Genomic DNA, 18,790 nt, shown 5'->3' with positions numbered 1-18,790 from the left:
CGCCGCTCAAGCACGCACCCTATGCGGCGCCAGAACACCACCACAACGAGCCTGGGAGACAGGGAACATGGGCAAGAGCATCAGCATCGCCGCGCGTGACGGCAGTGGCAGCTTCAGCGGTTATCTCGCGGTACCGGCCAGCGGGCGCGGCCCCGGCGTGGTGATCGGCCAGGAGATCTTCGGCGTCAACGCCAACATGCGCAGCATCGCCGACAGCTACGCCGAGGAAGGTTACGTCGCCCTGGTGCCCGACCTGTTCTGGCGCCTGCAGCCGAACCTGGAGCTGGGCTACAGCGAAGCCGAGTTCGGCCAGGCGATCGGCCTGTTCCAGCGCTTTGACGTGGACAAGGGCGTAGACGACATCGCCGCCTCCATGGACGCCCTGCGCGCCCTGCCGGCAGTGGAAGACCGTGGCATCGGCTACGTCGGCTTCTGCCTGGGCGGCAAGCTGGCCTACCTCACCGCCGCACGCACCGACGCGGCCTGCTCGGTGGGCTACTACGGCATGGGTATCGAGCAGATGCTCGACGAAGCACCGAACATCCGTGGCCGCCTGGTACTGCACTTCGCCGAGCAGGACGTGTACTGCGATGCCAACGCCCGCGCCGCGATCGGCGAGGTGCTCGGCAAGCTGCCGAAGGCGGAGGTCTATAGCTACCCCGGCGTCGACCATGCCTTCGCCCGTCCCAACGGCATGCACTTCGACAAGCCCGCTGCACTGATGGCCCACGAGCGCAGCATCGGCGCACTCAAGCGCGAGATCGGCCCGGACTTCGACCTGTCGCAGCTGTGGGAAGATCACATCCATCACGAATTCGCCGCCCGCGACGTGCCCGCCACCATGGCGACCATGGTCGCCCAGCCTTACGTCAACCACATCCCGACCATGACTGGCGGCGTCGGCCAGGACGAACTGGCGCGCTTCTATCGCAACCACTTCGTCCACGGCAATCCGCCGGACATGAAGCTGGTGCCGATCTCCCGCACTGTCGGCGCGCTGCAGGTGGTGGACGAGTTCGTCATGTGCTTCACCCACTCCAGCGAAATCGACTGGATGCTCCCCGGCGTAGCGCCCACCGGCAAGTACGTGGAGATCCCCATGCTCGGGGTGATCCGCTTCCGCGGCGACAAGCTGTGCCACGAGCACATCCACTGGGACCAGGCCAGCGTGCTGGTGCAGATCGGCCTGCTCGACCCTGCCGGGCTGCCGGTGGCCGGCGTGGAGACGGCGAAGAAGCTGCTCGACGAGAGCCTGGTTTCCAATACCCTGATGAACAAGTGGAAGGACAGCGAAGGTCGCTGATCCTCCGACCGCACAAGGAGTCATCGATGTACCCCATAGGGAAATGGACCTGCGCCGCGCTGCTGGTACTTGCCGGCAGCGCCGGTGCGGCGGAACGCACCGCACAACCCTGCGCTGACGCCACCCTGCAGACCCTCGCCGGGCTGCTCGGCCAGCAGGGCTGGCAGGCGCCGGAGTCCGCTGCGGCCACGCCAGTGGTGGCCGCCGCGTGCAAACCCTGGCCGGATGATCCGCAGTTGCAGGTCGTTGCTGTCGCCTACAGTGCGGCGGACGACAAAACCGAGCCCGGCGAGCGCAACCTGAACCTGCTGGTCGGCCAGTTCGACACGGCCAGCGGCAAGCTGGTGACGCGCGTCGACGACAGCATCGGCGAGGACGCCATGGTGGAGATCGATCGCTCCAGCCTGTGGCTCGACACCGCCCGCTATCGCCTGGCGCCGGATGTGCGCGGCTTCGGCCTGATCATCGCCAGCGTGGCGCGCGGCGCGAGCTGCCCGGATGCCTGGTCCTACGACGACTTCAGCCTCTACGCGCCGCAGGGCGACCAACTCAAGGAGGTGTTCCGCACCTACCTGCGGCAATGGACGACACTCGAAGGCCAGACCTGCAGCGATGGGAACACGCTGATCGAGCGCTCACAACTCACCCTGTCGATGGGCCCGGAAATCCATCACGGCTTTGCCGACCTGATCATCGGTGCGAAGGTGCAGCGCGAATCGGCGGGCGAGAATGTCGGCGCTTCGAGGACAGTCCGCAAGACCGTTAGCTACGACGGCACGCGCTACCCCTTCGAGGAGTTCTCGACCTTCTGGCAGAGCCATCCCTGAACTGTAGGAGCGAGCTTGCTCGCGAACTATCCAGCCGGTGAGCCCGATGTGGATCGGTTCGCGAGCAAGCTCGCTCCTACCAAAGACAAGGCCGCCCGAAGGCGGCCTTGGTCTTTCTTGTCGTACCGATCAATGCCCTGTGTTGTCACCGCGGCGGCTGGTCTCGAAGAGGAACCAGGTGCGCTGCTCGGTTTCGTCGATCCAGTTCTCGATCAGGCTGGCGGTGGCGATGTCGTGGTACTCGTCGCACAGGTCATGGACCTCGCGCATGTAGGAGGTCAGCGATTTGTTGTCCTCCTGCAGCTCGGCCAGCATATCCAGCGGCTGAACGAATTCGGCATCGTTGTCGAGGATGCGCTTGAGCCGCGAAATGTGGCCGATGGAGCGGATGGTGTTGCCGCCGATCTTGCGGTTGCGCTCGGCAATCGCGTCGGTCATCGCGAAGATTTCGGTGGCGTGGTCATCCAACAGCAGGTGGTAGTCGCGGAAGTGCGGACCGCTCACGTGCCAGTGGAAGTTCTTGGTCTTCAGGTACAGCGCGAAGACATCCGCCAGCAGGCGATTGAGCGCCGCGGACAGATCGCGGGTGGCGTTCTTGCTCAGGTCAGACGGCGTGGCCAGCGCGGGCGCACGGCGCGGGACGGCCTTGGCAGCAGCCGGTTTTGCAGCGGCGGGCTTGGCAGCAGCCGTCTTCGCGGCAGCGGGTTTGCTGGCAGCGGGCTTGGCGGCCGGCTTGGCAGCGGCGGGTTTTGCGGCAGGTTTACTGGCCGCTTTCGCAGCCGGCTTCGCGGCGGGTTTGGCCGCTGCGGGTTTCTTCGGAGCCGATGCGGATTTCTTCATCACCAATCACCTCTACGAAAGATCACGATACCTGTGGATGCCGACCCAGGCAGGAGCGGCTGACTTACGCGGTCTTGAGCCTATCTCGCCTGGCGTCGATTGCAAGTTGACAGCCGTGCTGTGCTCGCGTTCCACCTGATGTGGATCAATCGTGGAGTGGCTTGCGGAAGTACACCACGCGCTCGGTTTCGACAAAGCCCAGGGCGCGGTGCAAGGCATGGCTGTCGGTGTTGTCGAGCGCCGCATCCGAGGCGAAGTCCACACAGCCGCGGGCGCCGCCCCAGGCCTGCACCGTGCACACCAGAGCCCGCGCCACACCTTGTCGGCGCACGTCCTCGCGGACGTAGAGGCCTTCGAGAAACAGCACCGGCGATCCATCGGTACCATTCACATAGTCGCTACGCACCGAGGCCTCCGCGAGCCCCAGCGCCCTGCCCTGTTCATCGCGGGCCAGCCAGGCGCCGTAGCGTTGTGGCTGCGCGAGCATGTCACGTGCTTCCTCGGCGAATTCCTCCGCGTGATCGCCCGGCCAGAGTTGCAGGCGCAGCTCGATCCAGCCCGCCAGATCGCTCTCTGCGCAGTGCTGCAGCTGAACCTCCATCAGGCGTTCTCCGGGTTGAAACGGAAGCGCGCGTCCAACTGGCTGTACCCCATGCCGACCCCCTTGTGCACCTTGAGCTGCACCGGGATACGTTCCTTCAGCGCTTCGACATGGCTGATCACACCGATGGTCTTGCCCGTGGCATTGAGACTGTCGAGAGCGTCCAGCGCGACCTCCAGGGTCTCGCCATCGAGCGTGCCGAAACCCTCATCGAGGAACAGCGAATCAATGCTGGTCTTGTGGCTGACCAGATCGGACAGCGCCAGCGCCAACGCGAGACTGACCAGGAAGCTCTCACCACCGGACAGCGTCTTGCAATCGCGTGCGGTATCGCCCTGCCAGGTATCCACCACTTCCAGCTCCAGCTCGCCATCGCTGCGTCGCGCCAGCTGATAACGGCCGTGCAGGCGCTGCAACTGACGGTTGGCGAGGTGCACCAGGTGGTCGAGGGTCAGGCCCTGGGCGAAGCGCCGGTAGCGCGCACCGTCGGAAGCGCCGATCAGGCTGTTGAGGCGCTGCCAGAGGTCGTGCTCTTCCTCCTGCCGGGCGATATCCGCGAACAGGCTCTGCTGGCTGGCGCGACGGCTGTCGTCGCCCTGCAACTGGGCGCGAATCTCGCCCTGGCGCTGGCCCAGCTCGCGCAACTGCGCGGCAAGCGCCTGCAACTGCTGGTCGAGCTGTTCCAGCGGCAGTTCGCCGTGGGGCTCGGCTTGCAGGCGCTCGACATCCCGGGCAGCAGCGGCCCGCAACGTGACGGCTTCGGTAATGGCAGTCTCCAGGCGTTGGCGCAGCTGGGTCAGTTGCGCACGCTGGTCGTCGTCCAGCAGGGCCGCGAGATAGGCTGGCTCGTCGACAAAAGGACTCGCCGCCAGCGCCTGTTGCCAGTTCGCCAGGCGTTCGACGAGGCGTGCCTGGTCCTGCTCCAGCCGTTCTACCAACGACTGCTCGCGCCCCTGCAAGGCGTCGGCCTGGCGCTGGGCGGACGCCAGTTGCTCCTCCACCTGCGCCAATGCCTGCTGCGCGGCTGCGTGCTGCGCCAACGGCTGGCGCGCGTCAAAGCCAGCGGCCTGCCAACGCTGCTGCCATTGCGCTGCGAGCTGTTGCGCCGCTCGAACGGCCTGTTCAGCATCGCGTTCGGCTGCTGCCAGCTCCTGCGCACGCTGCTGGTCGTGTTGCCACTGCTGCCACTCCATCGCGCGTGCGGCCAACCATTGCTCACCGTCTGCCGGCACGCCATAGCCCAGCTCGCCGAGCGCAGCGGCCAGCGTCTGGTCCTGCTGTTGCAGGTCAGCGCGCTGGGTGGCGAGCTGCTGCGCGCGCTCTTCCTGGCGCTGGCGTTCGTGGGTCTGTTGCTGGTCGAAGAGCGCCAACTGCTGCGCCGCTTCGGTGTGATCGCGCTCGGCGCGCTGGCGTTGCTGTTGTGCCTGCTGAAGCAGGCCGCGGAGCTCTTCCAGCAGGCTCAGTTGCTGCTGCAAGGCCGTCAGCGAAGTTTCATGACGTTCGCGCTCGGCGCGGAGCTGCCGGTCATCTTCCAGCGCGACCCCCAGGGTTTCACACGCTTGCTGCCACGCCTGCTGATGCTGCGCCAATGACGTCTGGGCCTCGTGCAGTTGGCGCTGCCCCTGCTGCAGTTGCGCATCCAGCCCGGCCAGCTCGCCTCGCAGGGCGATGCCCTGGCTTTCCAGCTCGGCCAGTTGCTCGCGCGCCTGCCCCAGCGCCTGCTGAGTAGAGGACACATCCAGCGCCTGGTAGGCCGCGACCGCCGGGTGTTCCGACGAGCCGCACAACGGGCAGGCCTCGCCGGGCTGCAATTGCGCGCGCAGATGCTCCAGCTGGTGGATGCGCTGCTCCTGTTGCAGGAGTTTTTCCTTGTCGGCGACCTGCTGCTTGGTCGCCTGATAACGCTCACGCAACGCGACGATTGCGGTGTCGCGCTCGGCCCTGCGTTGGCCCAGCGAGTCCAGTTCCGGCTGCCAGTGAGCCAGTTGTGCGGCAGCCTGGGCGCGGGCCTGGGCCAATTGCTCGAGACGATCCAGCCCACGGCTTTGCAGTTGCGCCTGCTGCAGGGTTTCACGCAGGCCGGCTTCGCTCGCGCCGGCCAACAAGGCATCGAGCTTCTGCTGCTGCAGGCTCTCCTGCGCAACAGCCGAGTCGACTTGCTGCTGCATGAAATCGACGTTGCCCTGCAGAGTCTGTCGCTGCGCGGCCGCTGCCTGTATCACCTGGTCAGCCGCCTGTGCCTGCCGCTGCAAATCGGCAACGGCCTGGGCCAGGCGCGAGCGCTGGGCGAACTGCGCGCGCCAGCCGCCAAGCAGCTCACCCAACCTGGCGCGCTGCGGTTGCTGCGCCAGGCGCGCCTGCAGCTCCTGGCGCTGTTCGCTGACGGTCTTGTACTCGCGCTCGCGCACATCCCGCGTCTGCTGCGCGTATTGGCTGGCTGCCCACAGCGCCTGGGCGACCGCTTCACGGCTGGACGCCTGCTGCGCGCGGTTGTCCTGCAGCGCCGCGTGACCCTGTTCGACACTCTCGTGGGTACTGCGCCAGGCCTGGTGCAGCGGTTGCAGGCGAGCGGCGGGCTCGCTGTCCGCCAGCCGCTGCAGATCGGGCTTTGCCTGTTCCAGCGCCTGGCGTGCGCCGGCCTCTTTCGCACCAGCCTGCTCGACCTGCTGCTGAGCGCGGCTCAGGTCCTCGCGCCAGCGGCGTTGTGCCTGAATGGCCGCGTGCTGCGCCTGCAGGGCAGTTTCCTGGGCGGCAGCATCGTGGCCCTGCTGTTGCAGTTCGGCGCGCTGTTCGGCGCTGAGCAGCTCGACGCCCTCGGCGCGGGCACGTAGTTGCTCCAGCGCGCTGCGTACCTCACGGGTACGCTCGAACACGCGCTGGGAAATCAGCCCGTAGATTTCCGTGCCGGTGAGTTCCTCCAGCAGCTCCGCGCGCTGGTTGGCGTTGGCTTCGAGGAAGGCGGCAAAGCCACCCTGGGCCAGCAGCATGGATTTGGTGAAGCGTTCGAAGTCGAGCCCGGTGAGGGTTTCGGTCTGCTTCAGCTTGTCGTTGATCTTGTCGGTGAGGATCTGCCCCTCGCCGCTGGCGCGGTCGATACGCACCAGTTCCACCTTCGGCGCCTGCAACGCGCCCTCGGCCTTGTCGCGGGCACGGCGCTGGCTCCAGAAGGCACGGTAAGGCTGCCCCTTCACCTCGAATTCGACTTCCGCAAGGCAATCGGCGGTGTGCCGGGTCATCAGCTCGTTGCCGCTCTGCGACAGCACGCTCATGCGTGGCGTGCGGTGATACAACGCCAGGCAGATGGCATCGAGCAGTGTGGTCTTGCCCGCCCCGGTCGGCCCGGTGATGGCGAACAGGCCGTTGCCGGCGAAGGGTTCGGCGGTGAAGTCAATCTTCCATTCGCCCTTCAGCGAGTTGAGGTTCTTCAGGCGCAGGCTGAGGATTCTCACGGGCGATCCTCCTGCAGCTCGGCGAGGACTTCCCGGTACAGACCGGTGAGGCGTTCGCGCAGCGGGTCGTCCAGCTCCTCGGCGTCGAGGCGCTGGCGGAACACGTCTTCGGGGCTGAGCTCGTCGAGGGTTTCCTTCGCTTCGCTGAACAGCGCCGCCTGCGCCGTACCCCGATCGCGCCGGGTGCGCAGGACGATCACCGGCAGGTCCTCGCAGAGTTTCTCGACGCGCAGCTGGATATCGGTCAGGTAGTCATCGGTATGCACCATCACTTCCAGCCAGACCGGCTGCTCCACGCTGCCCTCGCGGGCGACGCGGGCCAGTTCGGCGGGCAGCTCGGCGAGGCTGCCGGACACCGACTTCAGCGGCTGGAAGCGCGGCACCGGCAGCGCGGTGACGCTGCGCAGGCCGCTGTCATCCAGCTCCACCAGCAGCACCTCCTTGCCCTGGGTCGCTTCGTCGAAGCTCAGGGCAATGGGCGAGCCGCTGTAGCGGATATGTTCCTGGCCACCGACTTTCTGCGGCCGGTGAATGTGACCGAGGGCAATGTAGTCCGCCGCCGGGAAGGCGCTGGTGGGGAAGGCCTCCAGCGTGCCGACATAGATTTCCCGCACCGATTCACTGGCGCTCGCGCCAACGGTGGTGAGGTGCCCGGTAGCGATGATCGGCAGATGCCGGCCGACGGCTTTGCGCTGCGCCTCGGCGCGCTCGAACAGCTCGCGGTAGTGCGCCTGGATCGCCTGCTGCAGCGCCAGCTGCTTGTCCTGCGCGCTCTGCCCGGCCTGGCTGGTGAGCACATCGCGCGGCCGGATGAAGGGAATCGCACAGAGGATTGCGCCGGGCTGGCCGTCACGCTGCGGCAGCACCAGCAACTGGCGCTCGAGATCGCTGCCAACCGCGGCGATCACCTGGGTATCCAGGCAGGCCAGCAGGTCGCGGGATTCCTCCAGCATCGCCACCGAGTCATGGTTGCCGCCCAGCACCACCAGGCGCGCGCCGGTGTCGCGCAGCTCGACGATGAAGCGGTTGTACTGCTCGCGGGCGTAGCTGGGCGGCGCGCCGGTATCGAATATGTCGCCGGCGATGATCACCGCATCCACGCCCTGCTCGCGCACCTGTTCGATCAGCCAGGCGCAGAACGCCTGGTGCTCGGCCTCGCGGCTCTTGCCCATGAAATGCTGGCCCAGGTGCCAGTCGGAGGTGTGGAGAATACGCATGCCGTGAAGTCCGCAGCCGTGTTTCGAAGGATTCGGATGATAGCGGTTTGCGCCTTCGCGATGGCGGATTCGCCGGCCGCCCTCGCCCAGGCTGGCTATCTTTTCAGGACAGCACGTCGCCACAAGGACTCTCCATGCAACGCCTTCTGAACATGCTCAAGGACCTCGCCATCCTGGTGCGCGCCAACCTCTGGCTGGTGCCGGTGCTGGCCGCACTGGTCGCCGCGGTCTTCTACTTCGTCGCCCCGCCGCCACCGATGAGCGCCACCCTGGCCACCGGTGCGCCGGGCGGCGGCTACGCGGTATTCGGCCAACGGCTGAAGGAGGAACTGGCCAAGCAGGGCTTCGATCTGCAGTTGGTGCGCACCAGCGGCTCGCGGGAAAACCTGGGCAAGCTGCTCGATGGCAAGAGCGGCGTCGACCTGGCGCTGGTGCAGAGCGGCCAGGAACAGCAACTCGAAGCCAAGCAGCGCGCGCACCTGCAGACCCTCGGCGCGATGTTCCAGGAACCGCTGTGGCTGTTCCAGCGCCGCGAGGCGAAGATCGATCGCCTGGCCGACCTGCTCGCCCTGCGCGTAGCGGTCGGCGGCGCCGGTAGCGGCACCGAGGCCGTGACCGAGGCCATCCTCAAGGCCAACGAGATCCCCGTCGAGCCCCTGCCCGCCGGCTGGCAGGCGCACGGCGGCAATGCCGTAGCCAACCAGTTGCTGGCGGGCGAGTTGGACGCCGCCTTCTTCGTCGGCCCGGCGGAGAACCCGTTGATCCAGCGTCTGGCCGCCAGCCCCGAACTCAAGCTCACGGGCTTTCGCCGCGCGCACGCCTACGAGGCGCGGATTCCCTTCCTCAAGCGCGTGGAGGTCAGCGAAGGCTTGCTGAACCTGGCGCAGAACGTGCCGGACCAGGATCTTGCCACCCTGTCACCGGTCGCCACCCTGGTGGTCAACGGCGACTTCCACCCGGCACTTACCCCGTTGATCCTCGAGGCCGCACGCACGGTGATGAAGAGCGGCACCCTGCTCGATACCGCCGGCGCCTTCCCCAGCGCCGAGCCGCGCACCCTGGCCCTGCAGGAAGACGCCGAGCGCTACTACAAGAGCGGCCCGCCACTGCTGCAGCGCTTCCTGCCGTTCCGCATCGCCTCGCTGGCGGACCGCTACATCATCCTGCTGATTCCCTTCATCGCCATCCTCATCCCGCTGATGAAGTCCATCGGCCCGCTGTACCGCTGGCGCATCCGTGCGCGCATCTACCGCTGGTACCGCTACCTGCGCGAGATCGACCGGCGCCTGGACGAACGCACCGGCAGCGCCGAGCTGAGCACCGAGATCGAGCGCCTGGAGCAACTGGAGGCCGAGCTGGCCAAGGTCGAGGTGCCGCTGTCGTACTACAACGAGCTGTACGAACTGCACCTGCACCTCAACTACGTGATCCGCCGCCTGCGCCAGCTGCGCCGCAACCGCCGCGAGCGCGACGAGGGGCTGGCGCCGGCGGCGGACTGATCGGCGTCGCGCATCCCGGCGCCTTGTCGGGTAAACTCTGGCGTTTTCCAATCCGCCCGCCCCGCCGCCGCTTTGCTGCGTGCGGCGGCGCCGGCACTGAACATCCGGGTCCGCCATGCCGATTCGCCACGCCATCGTCCACCTGATCGACAAGAAGCCCGACGGCAACCCCGCGACGCTGCATGCGCGCGATGCCGAGCTGGGCGACTCCCAGGCCATCGAGAACCTGATGGCCGACCTCAACGAGAGCTACAACGCCAAGCCGAACAAGGCCTGGGGCCTGTTCCAGGGCGAGTCCGGCGCCTATCCGTTCAGCGGTTGGCTGGGCGAGTACCTGGACAACGGCAAGGACTTCGTCGCCTTCTCCAAGCAGGCGGTGGAACACCTGAAGACGCTGATGGAGGAGTCCAACCTGTCCACCGGCGGTCACGTGCTGTTCTGCCATTACCAGCAGGGTATGACCGATTACCTGTCCATCGCCCTGCTGCACCACAGCGAAGGCGTGGCGGTGACCGAGGCGCTGGAAGTCACCCCGTCGCGTCACCTGGACCTGGGCCAGTTGCACATGGCTGCGCGGATCAATATCTCCGAGTGGCGCAACAACAAGACCTCCAAGCAGTACATCTCGTTCATCAAGGGCAAGGGCGGCAAGAAGGTCTCGGACTACTTCCGCGACTTCATCGGCTGCACCGAGGGCGTCGACGGCCCCAGCGAGACCCGCACCCTGCTCAAGGCCTTCAGCGACTTCGTCGAAAGCGAAGACCTGCCTGAAGAGCAGGCCCGCGAGAAGACCGACGTGCTGGTGGACTACGCCACCAGCCAGGCCAAGATCGGCGAGCCGATGGCCCTGGACGCGCTCTCCGAGCTGATGGACGACCAGGCGCCGCGCGCCTTCTATGACTACATCCGCAACAAGGACTACGGCCTGTCGCCGGAGATCCCGGCGGACAAGCGCACACTCAATCAATTCCGCCGCTTCACCGGCCGCGCCGAAGGCCTGTCGATCAGCTTCGAGGCGCACCTGCTGGGCAGCAAGGTGGAATACGACGAGGCGCGCGACATGCTGATCATCCGCGGCCTGCCGACCCAACTGCAGGACCAGCTCAAGCGCCGCAAGGATTGAGCCCCGGCTGAAACGAAAAGCCCATCTCGCGATGGGCTTTTTTGTGGCTGACGATTTGGCGCCGTGCGGTTCGCGAGCAAGCTCGCTCCTACAGAAAGCGGGCCAGTGCAGTGCGCTCCGTGTAGGAGCGAGCTTGCTCGCGAACCTGCAGGGCTGAAGAATCAAACGACCACTGCCCCAGACTTCCGACAAAACGCCCCGCAGCCCGCGCGGTGCGGCTGCTAGAGTCAGATCAGGCGCCTCTCGCTCGCGGTGGCCGCCATGCCCGCCTTGCACGCTTTCACTGTCGCTGCGTCCCCGCTCTCCGGGCATCCCCGGTCGAATTCCTCGTATTTCGCGTTGCTGTTGCTGCTCTGCACCCGCCTGCTTTTCGCCGACCCGACACCGCTCCCGCCCAACGTCGCGCGCTTCGTGCTGGCCAACGCCGAGTTCAGCGTGATGCACGAAATGGGACACATGCTGATCGCCGAGTACGACCTGCCGGTGCTGGGCCGCGAGGAAGATGCGGCAGACCAGCTTGGCTTCATCCTGCTGTTCCGCCTCTATGCCAGGCTGCCGCGGGACGAGGTGGACGCGCGCCTGCTGGATATCGCCGACTACTGGCGGCTGGAATGGCAGACGCCCAAGCCCCCACCGGACCAGGTGCTGGCCTGGGACAGCCACCCGCTGGACGAGCAGCGCTACTACAACATCGCCTGCCTGCTCTATGGCAGCGACATGACGCGGCTGGACTGGCTGCCGCCGCTCACCGGGCTGCCTTACGAGCGCGCCGTTTACTGTGACCAGGAATTCCAGCAGGCCAGCAAGGCGTTCGAGTGGATTCGCCACGCCCGGCGGCATCCATCGATCCAGCACCGTGCCGCGCTGCACCTGAACTACGACACGCCAGCGGTGGACCGCGATGCCATGCAGCCGCTGATCGCCCTGCTACGCGACGGCGATCATCTGCAGGCGATGGTGGACGAGGTGTTCCGTCTGTTCCGGCCACCGCGCCCGCTGACCATCCAACTGGTCAGCTGCGGCGCACCGGACGCCTGGTACAACAGCAACAGCGGGGAAATGGCGCTCTGCTACGAGCGCCTGCAACACTTCCGTGAAATGGCCGAGAGCCTGCCGCGCCTGCGTACGCCGATCACGCGGCAATGCCCTGGCCCGGCCGGGCTCAGGCCGGGCGGATGCTGAAGCCGATACGCGGGAAATGCACGTGGACGATGCCGGCACGCGGGTCCTCACGGCGCAGGATCAGGCTCTCCAGCCCGGCATGCAGCAGTTCGCCCTCCACCGGATCGCAACCGTAGTCAGTGGCGGCGATCACCACACGCTGGCCGGGCGTGAAGCCGTTGGGATCGGCAAAGTCTTCCTGGGGCAAGGCGGCGGGCTGGCTGTCGCGCGCCACGGCGATGGCTTCTTCGCTGCTCATTTCGCTGGGCGCACCATGACCAAAACCCAGCACGCGAGCGAGCCAGGCACTGACCGCCGGGTAGGCGTCCACCAGTGGCGAGGTGACCGGCGTGGCCTTGACGAACCACAGGCAGTGGGCGAGTGACAGGTCGGCTACCGAGGGTTCGCCGAACAGGAAATCGCCTTCTTCGCGGGACAGTTGCTCCTCGACGCGCGCCATGAAGCTCGGCCACTGGTGCTTGGCCTGCTCGGCCGACAGCTTGCTGGCGGTGCCGCCGCTGAACAGTTGGCTGCGGTCGGCGACGAACGCCTTGAGGAACTCCGGCGGCAGCTTGCCGAAACGCATGGCAATCGACTCGGGCTGGAACACCAGGCTGACCGCATGCTGGAAGATCACCGAATCAACCCACGAGGAAAAGCTCGCGACGGTGAACTCATGGCCCTCGGGGAACAACGCCGGCACGGCCTTTTCCTGCTCCAGGCGGCGCGCGATCAACGCGGTGTCGCAGTAGATATCGGCGCCCACCTGCAACACCGGCGTCTTCCGGTAGCCACCGGTAAGCGGCATCAGGTCCGGCTTGGGCATCAACGGCGGGATGGTCACCGAGCGCCAGGGCAACTGCTTGAAGCCCAGCATCAGACGCGCCTTCTCGGCGAAGGGCGAAGTCGGGTAGTGGTGCAGGATCAGCTCGGACATGGGGCGCTCCAGCGGTCGGAAAGTGGCCCGGCAGCTTAACCCGAGCAGCAGGCGAGTCCTACCTCATCCCTAGGATGGCATGACATCCACGGCACTGATGGTGAAGGGGCTGGCGAGCACCAGGTGCTCCTTGGCCTTTTTACTCAGCGCCTTGATCGCCCGCTCACGGCGCAGCGCGTCGCCCTTGCCGGGGCAGGCTTCGACGTAGACCAGCGCCTGGGCCGGGCTGGAGTGGAAAAAGCGCGCGCCCTTGCCGGTCCGATGGGCTTCGAAGCGCCGTTGCGCGTCGTCGCTGATACCGCAGTAGAGCGCGCCGTTCTCGGCGCGCACCAGGTAGACGAACCAGGGTTTTGGCTCGGCGGCGGTCACGACGCCCAGACCCGTGCCTGCATGCGATCGCAGTAGGCGACCAGGCGCTCGTAGCTGCGCGCCATGTCGTTGAGCGGGGTTTCCAGGGTGCTCAGGATCAGGTTGGCCAGCACGCCGTAGGTGGCGGCATCGGCGCTGCATGGCTGGGCACCACCGAAGTACGGCAGGTCACCGAGCATGCCGTCGAGGGCTTCGAGATCATCGCGGGCGAAGCTCAGCAGTTCCTCGCGGCTGTGGCGCAGCAGGCCGCGACCCTTCAGATCGCCGCGGATCTTGCGCTGCAGCATCGCACCGACCACCGGCCGCAGGGGGGCGGGAACGCCACGGAACATCACGTCCTTCACCTGGCGGAAGCCCTGCTCGTCGAGCCAGCGGAAATACACCAGCAGCGGCACCAGGTGCTCGTCGCACAGGCGAGTGATCGACACGGCCCAGCCTCGGCCACGGGCGTCGAGGCCGGCGTCGAGGTCGAATTCGTAGTACTGCTGCAGGGTGCGCATGATGATCGCCGTGTCGGCGATGGGTTTGCCGTCCAGCGTAATGAACGGCAGCTTGCCCTTGGGCCCCTTGCGCGGGTCCATCACAGGCTTGACCTGGTATTCCAGCCCGGCGAGGCGTAGGAAGGTCTCCAGCTTCAAGCAGAAAGGGCTGACGTTGGGTACGTTGAAGGCGGGCGGGAACTGGAAAAGTGTGATCATGGCGGCGTCCGGCTCTCAGTCGCCTGTCATTTAAGCCTATCCAGCCGCCGCGGGCGAGCCCGAAAGCCCGCTATCAGGGCTTCCCTGCTCGTTGTGCGCGGTATGCCGCGAGCCCTTTGGCGGCCTGCGCACGAATCGCCCGCTGCACCGGGGGCGCCCAACCCAGCAGCGCGCCCTTGGCCCCAAGGGCCTGGCGCGACCATTTCCAGAGGTCGAAGCGGTCTTCGTGCTGACAGATCAATCCATCGCGAAAATGGAAATGTGCCTGGATGTGATTGGTCACTTTCCGACCAGTCTGAGTAAAGGTGTAGGACGCCACCCAGCGCGCCGACCCACGAGTATCGTCAGCCTCGACGCCGTCATAGGTCAGCGCGAAATCCTGCGCCCGGGCGCTGAGCATGCGCCACATGTCGCCGGCCTCGGCGCCGCGCAGGTCGCTGAAGACCGGGTCGCGGAACTGCACGTCGGCACTGTAGCAGGCGGCCATGGCCTCGCCGTCGCGGCGCTGGAAGGCCTGGTAGAAACGTTCGATCAGTTGGGCGTTGGCGTGGGCCATGGTGGGCTCGTGTCTGGGAGGATGTGTGCAGTATCGGAGCCGCTTCGACTGGACACGATTGGCAATATCGACAACATTATGATCAATAGCGCCACTTCCATCGCCAGAGCAAAGCGAGACGCCATGTTCAGGATAGCCCTGTTCGTCTGCCCGCAAACCCTGTGTTCCAGCCTTGGCCTGGCCATGGACAGCTTCCATCTCGCCAACCGCCTGGCCGGTGAGCGGCACTTCGAAGTGCTGCGGATCAGCAGCGATGGCGCACCGGTAGAGTTGCCTTTCGGCCGCGTGGAAGTGGAAGGCGGCCTGGATCTGGCTGCGCACTGCGACCTGCTACTGATTCCCGCCACCGGCGCGGACATAGACAGCACTGTCAAGGCCAACCAGCCGCTGCTTTCCTGGCTGCGCCGTGCGCCCGCCGGCGTGCAACTGGGCAGCCTGTGCAGCAGCGCGTTCCTGCTGGCGGAAGCCGGCGTGCTGGACGGGCGCCGCGCCACCACGCACTGGGCGCTGGAGGCGGCGTTCCGCGCACGCTATCCCCAGGTGCGCCTGGACATCGACGCCCTGTGTACCGACGACAACGGCCGGCTCTGCTCCGGCGGCGCCCAGGCCGGGCTGGACCTGTGCCTGTACCTGATCGAGCGTCATGCCGGTGCGGCGCTGGCGCGCCGCGCGGCGGCAACCCTGGTGTTCGAGCACGGGCGCGGCCGCCAGCGGCGCTTCACGCCGCTGCTACCGGAGCCGCTGCCCGCCGGCTCGCCGCTGCAACCGCTGCTGGCCTGGCTGGAGGAGAACTACGCTCAGCCCTTTGACCTCACCACGTTGGCGCAACGTGTGCATTGCTCCACGCGCACGCTGTTGCGGCGCTTTCGCGAGCAGGTTGGGATGTCGCCGAATGACTACGTGCAGCGCCTGCGTATCGCTTCGGCACAGGAAGCGCTGGGCGATCCGGGGCGCTCGCTGGAACGCATCGCCAGTGATGTCGGCTACGCCGACCGGGCAAGCTTCGCGCGGCTGTTCAAGCAGGTGTGCGGAGAGACGCCGGGGGCTTTCCGGCAGCGAGTGCTGGGGCGGCAACTCTAGGAGGGATTTGTAAGAGCGAGGGGGACGCCCAGTTCTTGCTCGCGAACCATTTCCCGGCCACTCCAGCGCTGGGATGTTCGCGAGCTAGCTCGCTCCTACATTCAAGAGCCTCAGGACCGTAACCCGTGCGGGTCATTGCAGAGCAATCGATGGGTATCGCTTCGCTCCACCCATCCTACGTAAGGCAATTGTGATTCCGCGATCAGTGGAACCATTCCATCGCCGTGCGCCACACGCAGACGCCGACGAAATAGGCCGACGCCACGAACCACAGGCCGAGCAGCCAGGGCTGGTCCACCGGATGCTGGAGGATCAGCAAGGCGCTGCTGAGCAGCCAGACGAAGGTCACGGCGATGTTCAGCGGCATGAACTGACGCACGCGGAACGGGTGCAGGAACTTCATCCGGGTCAGGGTCAGCGCGGCCAGTACCAGCACGGTGACAAAGCTGACCCAGGGATGCAGGTCGAGCACGAAGAAGTACACCGCCACGACGTTCCAGGCAGCCGGGAAGCCAACGAAGTAGTTGTCCTTGCTCTTCATGTTGACGTTGCAGAAGCAGAACAGCGAGGACACCAGGATCACCCCCACCGCCAGCAGTTCGGTGTGCACCGGCAGCGGAACGTAGCGATAGATGAAGATCGCCGGGATGAAGACGTAGGTGAGGTAGTCGATCACCAGATCCAGGGTCGAGCCATCGAAGTGCGGCAGCACCGCCTTGACGTCGAACTTGCGTGCCAGAGTGCCGTCCAGGCCGTCCACCAGCAGCGCCACGCCCAGCCACAGCAGGCAGGCTTGCGGCCTGTTGTCGACCAGCGCGAGAAGCGCAAGCAGCGCGAGGATGACACCGCTGGAGGTCACCGCGTGGGCGCCCCAGGCCTTGGCTTTGCTGAGGTTCATTGGCGATAGGATCAGGTTCACGTCGGCTCTCTTCCTTTGGACGGCGGGTGCAGGGGAGCTACTTCAAACGTTAGCCCATCCCTGACAAACCACTGCACATGGGAACACCGATCCGACGGCCGAGTTCAGCCGGCTTTTGGCGATGCGCACCTTGTTGCGGTGGTGTCGGCAGCATACGCCGTTGCGCCGGGGGCTCGCCATCGCGGGAGACGAGCGTGAGGGGATGAAGATTTGCGGTGCGGCATCATGACTCTGTAGGAGCGAGCTTGCTCGCGAACAGCCTGGCATCCAAGTAGCCGGGAAATCCGTTCGCGAGCAAGCTCGCTCCTACGAAGAGCTTTATCAATGCAGGATCTGGCTGAGGAACAGCTTGGTGCGGTCCGACTGCGGGTTGTCGAAGAACTGGTCCGGCGGCGCCTGCTCGACGATCTCGCCCTTGTCCATGAAGATCACCCGGTTCGCCACGGTACGCGCGAACCCCATCTCGTGGGTCACGCAGAGCATGGTCATGCCGCTCTGCGCCAGGCCGATCATGGTGTCGAGCACTTCCTTGACCATCTCCGGGTCGAGCGCCGAGGTGGGTTCGTCGAACAGCATGATCTTCGGCTTCATGCACAGCGCACGGGCGATCGCCACGCGCTGCTGCTGGCCGCCGGACAGCTGGCCGGGGAACTTGTGGGCCTGCTCCGGGATGCGTACGCGCTCAAGATAATGCATGGCGACTTCCTCGGCCTGGCGCTTGGGCATCTTGCGCACCCACATCGGCGCCAGGGTGCAGTTCTGCAGCACGGTCAGGTGCGGGAACAGATTGAAATGCTGGAACACCATGCCAACTTCGCTGCGGATCGCCTCGATCTGCTTGAGGTCGTTGGTCAGTTCGGTGCCGTCAACCACGATGCTGCCCTGCTGGTGCTCCTCCAGGCGGTTGATGCAGCGGATGGTGGTCGACTTGCCCGAGCCGGACGGCCCGCAGAGCACGATGCGCTCGCCCTGCTTGACCTCCAGGTTGATGTCCTTGAGCACGTGGAACTGGCCGTACCACTTGTTCACGCCCTTCATGGTGATCATCACGTGATCGCCGATGGCCGGCTGCGCGGTCTTGTTGGTGGCTTCAGACATGATGAATCGCTCCTAACGCTTATGGCCCGTGTCCAGCTTGTGCTCCAGATGCATGGAGTAGCGGGACATGCCGAAACAGAAAACCCAGTAGACGACCGCGGCGAACACATAGCCCTCGGTGGCCATGCCCAGCCAGGCCGGGTCCGCGGTGGCGCGCTTGATGCTATTCAGGAAGTCGAACAGGCCGATGATGATCACCAGGCTGGTGTCCTTGAACAGCGCGATGAAGGTGTTGACGATGCCGGGGATCACCAGCTTGAGCGCCTGCGGCAGGATCACCAGGCCCATGGTCCGCCAGTAGCCCAGGCCCATGGCGGCCGCGGCTTCGTACTGCCCTTTCGGGATGGCCTGCATGCCGCCGCGCACCACCTCGGCGATATACGCGGCCTCGAACAGCACCACCATCACCATCGCACGCAGCAGCTTGTCGAGGTTCATGCCTTCGGGCAGGAACAGCGGCAGCATCACCGAGGACATGAACAGCACGGTGATCAGCGGCACACCGCGCCAGAACTCGATGGTGGTGACGCAGATGACCTTGATCGCCGGCATCTTCGAGCGCCGCCCCAGCGCCAGCAGGATACCCAGCGGCATCGCCCCGCAGATGCCGACCGCGGCGATCACCACGGTGAGCATCAGGCCGCCCCAGGCGCTGGTCGGCACGGTTTCCAGGCCGAGGAAGCCACCATGCAGCAGCCAGTAGGCCACGATCGGCAGCGCCACGAGGAAGCCCAGGCCGTACTTCACCTTGTAGGCGAAGCGCTTGAGGAACAGCGGCGCCGCGCCGAACACCACGAACAGCACGGTGAGGTCCACGCGCCAGCGCAGTTCCTCGGGGTAGAAGCCGTACATGAATTGGCCGAAACGCGAGCCGATGAACACCCAGCAGGCGCCCTCGCGGGAGCAGTCGGCGCGGGTGCTGCCGGTCCAGTCGGCCTTGATGATCGCCCACTCCAGCAGCGGGGGCAGGATCAGCCAGACCAGGTAGATACCGACCAGCGTCAGCAGCGTGTTGAACCAGCTGGAGAACAGGTTGGCGCGCAACCAGGCAAGCACACCGACGCTCATCGCCGGTGGCGGCAGGTCGGGCTTGAAGGTATGAGTTGTCATGAT

The 18,790-nt window shown here is 66.0% G+C and carries 17 protein-coding genes; 6 read left to right on the top strand and 11 right to left on the bottom strand.

The window, feature by feature from the left end; all coding sequences use genetic code 11:
- Positions 1-67 precede the first annotated feature (67 nt).
- On the top strand, positions 68-1,303 hold the full coding sequence (locus L6D89_RS09300) for a dienelactone hydrolase family protein (RefSeq protein ID WP_236199455.1): 1,236 nt from the start codon (positions 68-70) through the stop codon (positions 1,301-1,303).
- A 26-nt stretch (positions 1,304-1,329) separates the two neighbouring features.
- Positions 1,330-2,130 (top strand): PA3715 family protein, encoded by an 801-nt coding sequence (locus L6D89_RS09295; protein WP_236199454.1) that lies wholly within the window; start codon positions 1,330-1,332, stop codon positions 2,128-2,130.
- A gap of 129 nt (positions 2,131-2,259) precedes the next feature.
- On the opposite strand, the gene L6D89_RS09290 is transcribed toward L6D89_RS09295, so the two are convergent.
- From L6D89_RS09290 to sbcD, 4 genes are all read right to left on the bottom strand, one after another.
- On the bottom strand, positions 2,260-2,970 hold the full coding sequence (locus L6D89_RS09290) for a Dps family protein (RefSeq protein WP_236174218.1): 711 nt from the start codon (positions 2,968-2,970) through the stop codon (positions 2,260-2,262).
- Between the two features lie 145 nt (positions 2,971-3,115).
- Positions 3,116-3,571, bottom strand: a complete 456-nt coding sequence (aac(6'), locus tag L6D89_RS09285) for an aminoglycoside 6'-N-acetyltransferase (RefSeq protein ID WP_236174219.1) — start codon at positions 3,569-3,571, stop codon at positions 3,116-3,118.
- Positions 3,571-7,020, bottom strand: coding sequence for an AAA family ATPase (locus L6D89_RS09280; protein WP_236199453.1), 3,450 nt, complete (start codon positions 7,018-7,020; stop codon positions 3,571-3,573). The genes aac(6') and L6D89_RS09280 overlap by 1 nt, the downstream gene beginning before the upstream one ends.
- Complete coding sequence (sbcD, locus tag L6D89_RS09275; protein WP_236199452.1) at positions 7,017-8,237, bottom strand: exonuclease subunit SbcD; 1,221 nt, start codon at positions 8,235-8,237, stop codon at positions 7,017-7,019. Before sbcD ends, L6D89_RS09280 begins: the two co-directional genes overlap by 4 nt.
- 134 nt (positions 8,238-8,371) lie before the next feature.
- Between sbcD and L6D89_RS09270 the strand changes: the two genes are divergently transcribed.
- The 3 genes from L6D89_RS09270 to L6D89_RS09260 all read left to right on the top strand — a co-directional run bounded on the left by L6D89_RS09270 (position 8,372) and on the right by L6D89_RS09260 (position 12,041).
- The gene (locus tag L6D89_RS09270; protein ID WP_236199451.1) at positions 8,372-9,736 is read left to right on the top strand and encodes a TAXI family TRAP transporter solute-binding subunit; all 1,365 of its coding nucleotides are present in this window, start codon (positions 8,372-8,374) and stop codon (positions 9,734-9,736) included.
- Between the two features lie 115 nt (positions 9,737-9,851).
- Complete coding sequence (yejK, locus tag L6D89_RS09265; RefSeq protein ID WP_236199450.1) at positions 9,852-10,859, top strand: nucleoid-associated protein YejK; 1,008 nt, start codon at positions 9,852-9,854, stop codon at positions 10,857-10,859.
- A 261-nt stretch (positions 10,860-11,120) separates the two neighbouring features.
- Positions 11,121-12,041: a DUF4344 domain-containing metallopeptidase gene (locus tag L6D89_RS09260; protein ID WP_236199449.1), complete on the top strand. Its 921-nt coding sequence runs from the start codon at positions 11,121-11,123 to the stop codon at positions 12,039-12,041.
- On the opposite strand, the gene L6D89_RS09255 is transcribed toward L6D89_RS09260, so the two are convergent.
- The 4 genes from L6D89_RS09255 to L6D89_RS09240 form a co-directional block, all read right to left on the bottom strand.
- The gene (locus L6D89_RS09255; protein WP_236199448.1) at positions 12,022-12,957 is read right to left on the bottom strand and encodes a glutathione S-transferase family protein; all 936 of its coding nucleotides are present in this window, start codon (positions 12,955-12,957) and stop codon (positions 12,022-12,024) included. The genes L6D89_RS09260 and L6D89_RS09255 overlap by 20 nt on opposite strands.
- Before the next feature lie 69 nt (positions 12,958-13,026).
- Positions 13,027-13,326 (bottom strand): GIY-YIG nuclease family protein, encoded by a 300-nt coding sequence (locus tag L6D89_RS09250; RefSeq protein ID WP_236199447.1) that lies wholly within the window; start codon positions 13,324-13,326, stop codon positions 13,027-13,029.
- Positions 13,323-14,024: a glutathione S-transferase C-terminal domain-containing protein gene (locus tag L6D89_RS09245; RefSeq protein ID WP_236199446.1), complete on the bottom strand. Its 702-nt coding sequence runs from the start codon at positions 14,022-14,024 to the stop codon at positions 13,323-13,325. Before L6D89_RS09245 ends, L6D89_RS09250 begins: the two co-directional genes overlap by 4 nt.
- A 73-nt stretch (positions 14,025-14,097) precedes the next feature.
- The gene (locus L6D89_RS09240; protein WP_236199445.1) at positions 14,098-14,580 is read right to left on the bottom strand and encodes a nuclear transport factor 2 family protein; all 483 of its coding nucleotides are present in this window, start codon (positions 14,578-14,580) and stop codon (positions 14,098-14,100) included.
- Positions 14,581-14,703: 123 nt separating this feature from the next.
- Between L6D89_RS09240 and L6D89_RS09235 the strand changes: the two genes are divergently transcribed.
- Positions 14,704-15,660: a GlxA family transcriptional regulator gene (locus L6D89_RS09235; protein ID WP_236199444.1), complete on the top strand. Its 957-nt coding sequence runs from the start codon at positions 14,704-14,706 to the stop codon at positions 15,658-15,660.
- Positions 15,661-15,862: 202 nt separating this feature from the next.
- Here L6D89_RS09235 and pcsA read toward each other — a convergent pair whose 3' ends face one another.
- The 3 genes from pcsA to L6D89_RS09220 all read right to left on the bottom strand — a co-directional run bounded on the left by pcsA (position 15,863) and on the right by L6D89_RS09220 (position 18,787).
- Positions 15,863-16,558: a phosphatidylcholine synthase gene (pcsA, locus tag L6D89_RS09230; RefSeq protein WP_236174263.1), complete on the bottom strand. Its 696-nt coding sequence runs from the start codon at positions 16,556-16,558 to the stop codon at positions 15,863-15,865.
- 342 nt (positions 16,559-16,900) lie between these two features.
- Positions 16,901-17,677: an amino acid ABC transporter ATP-binding protein gene (locus L6D89_RS09225; RefSeq protein ID WP_205337154.1), complete on the bottom strand. Its 777-nt coding sequence runs from the start codon at positions 17,675-17,677 to the stop codon at positions 16,901-16,903.
- 12 nt (positions 17,678-17,689) lie between these two features.
- Complete coding sequence (locus L6D89_RS09220) at positions 17,690-18,787, bottom strand: amino acid ABC transporter permease (protein ID WP_236174231.1); 1,098 nt, start codon at positions 18,785-18,787, stop codon at positions 17,690-17,692.
- Positions 18,788-18,790: the final 3 nt, after the last annotated feature.

It is taken from the genome of Pseudomonas pseudonitroreducens (assembly GCF_021603645.1).
Taxonomy (GTDB): Bacteria; Pseudomonadota; Gammaproteobacteria; order Pseudomonadales; family Pseudomonadaceae; genus Pseudomonas; species Pseudomonas pseudonitroreducens.
The sequence above is the reverse complement of the archived record's forward strand: the minus strand, read 5'-3'. Positions and strand labels throughout refer to the sequence as shown.

Bases quoted from the DNA above. Each gene is read 5' to 3' on its own strand.
- L6D89_RS09300 (WP_236199455.1), top strand. From the start codon at position 68: ATGGGCAAGAGCATCAGCATCGCCGCGCGTGACGGCAGTGGCAGCTTC.
- L6D89_RS09295 (WP_236199454.1), top strand. From the start codon at position 1,330: ATGTACCCCATAGGGAAATGGACCTGCGCCGCGCTGCTGGTACTTGCC.
- L6D89_RS09290 (WP_236174218.1), bottom strand. From the start codon at position 2,970: ATGAAGAAATCCGCATCGGCTCCGAAGAAACCCGCAGCGGCCAAACCC.
- sbcD (WP_236199452.1), bottom strand. From the start codon at position 8,237: ATGCGTATTCTCCACACCTCCGACTGGCACCTGGGCCAGCATTTCATG.
- L6D89_RS09270 (WP_236199451.1), top strand. From the start codon at position 8,372: ATGCAACGCCTTCTGAACATGCTCAAGGACCTCGCCATCCTGGTGCGC.
- yejK (WP_236199450.1), top strand. From the start codon at position 9,852: ATGCCGATTCGCCACGCCATCGTCCACCTGATCGACAAGAAGCCCGAC.
- L6D89_RS09260 (WP_236199449.1), top strand. From the start codon at position 11,121: ATGCCCGCCTTGCACGCTTTCACTGTCGCTGCGTCCCCGCTCTCCGGG.
- L6D89_RS09255 (WP_236199448.1), bottom strand. From the start codon at position 12,957: ATGTCCGAGCTGATCCTGCACCACTACCCGACTTCGCCCTTCGCCGAG.
- L6D89_RS09245 (WP_236199446.1), bottom strand. From the start codon at position 14,024: ATGATCACACTTTTCCAGTTCCCGCCCGCCTTCAACGTACCCAACGTC.
- L6D89_RS09240 (WP_236199445.1), bottom strand. From the start codon at position 14,580: ATGGCCCACGCCAACGCCCAACTGATCGAACGTTTCTACCAGGCCTTC.
- L6D89_RS09235 (WP_236199444.1), top strand. From the start codon at position 14,704: ATGTTCAGGATAGCCCTGTTCGTCTGCCCGCAAACCCTGTGTTCCAGC.
- pcsA (WP_236174263.1), bottom strand. From the start codon at position 16,558: ATGAACCTCAGCAAAGCCAAGGCCTGGGGCGCCCACGCGGTGACCTCC.
- L6D89_RS09225 (WP_205337154.1), bottom strand. From the start codon at position 17,677: ATGTCTGAAGCCACCAACAAGACCGCGCAGCCGGCCATCGGCGATCAC.
- L6D89_RS09220 (WP_236174231.1), bottom strand. From the start codon at position 18,787: ATGACAACTCATACCTTCAAGCCCGACCTGCCGCCACCGGCGATGAGC.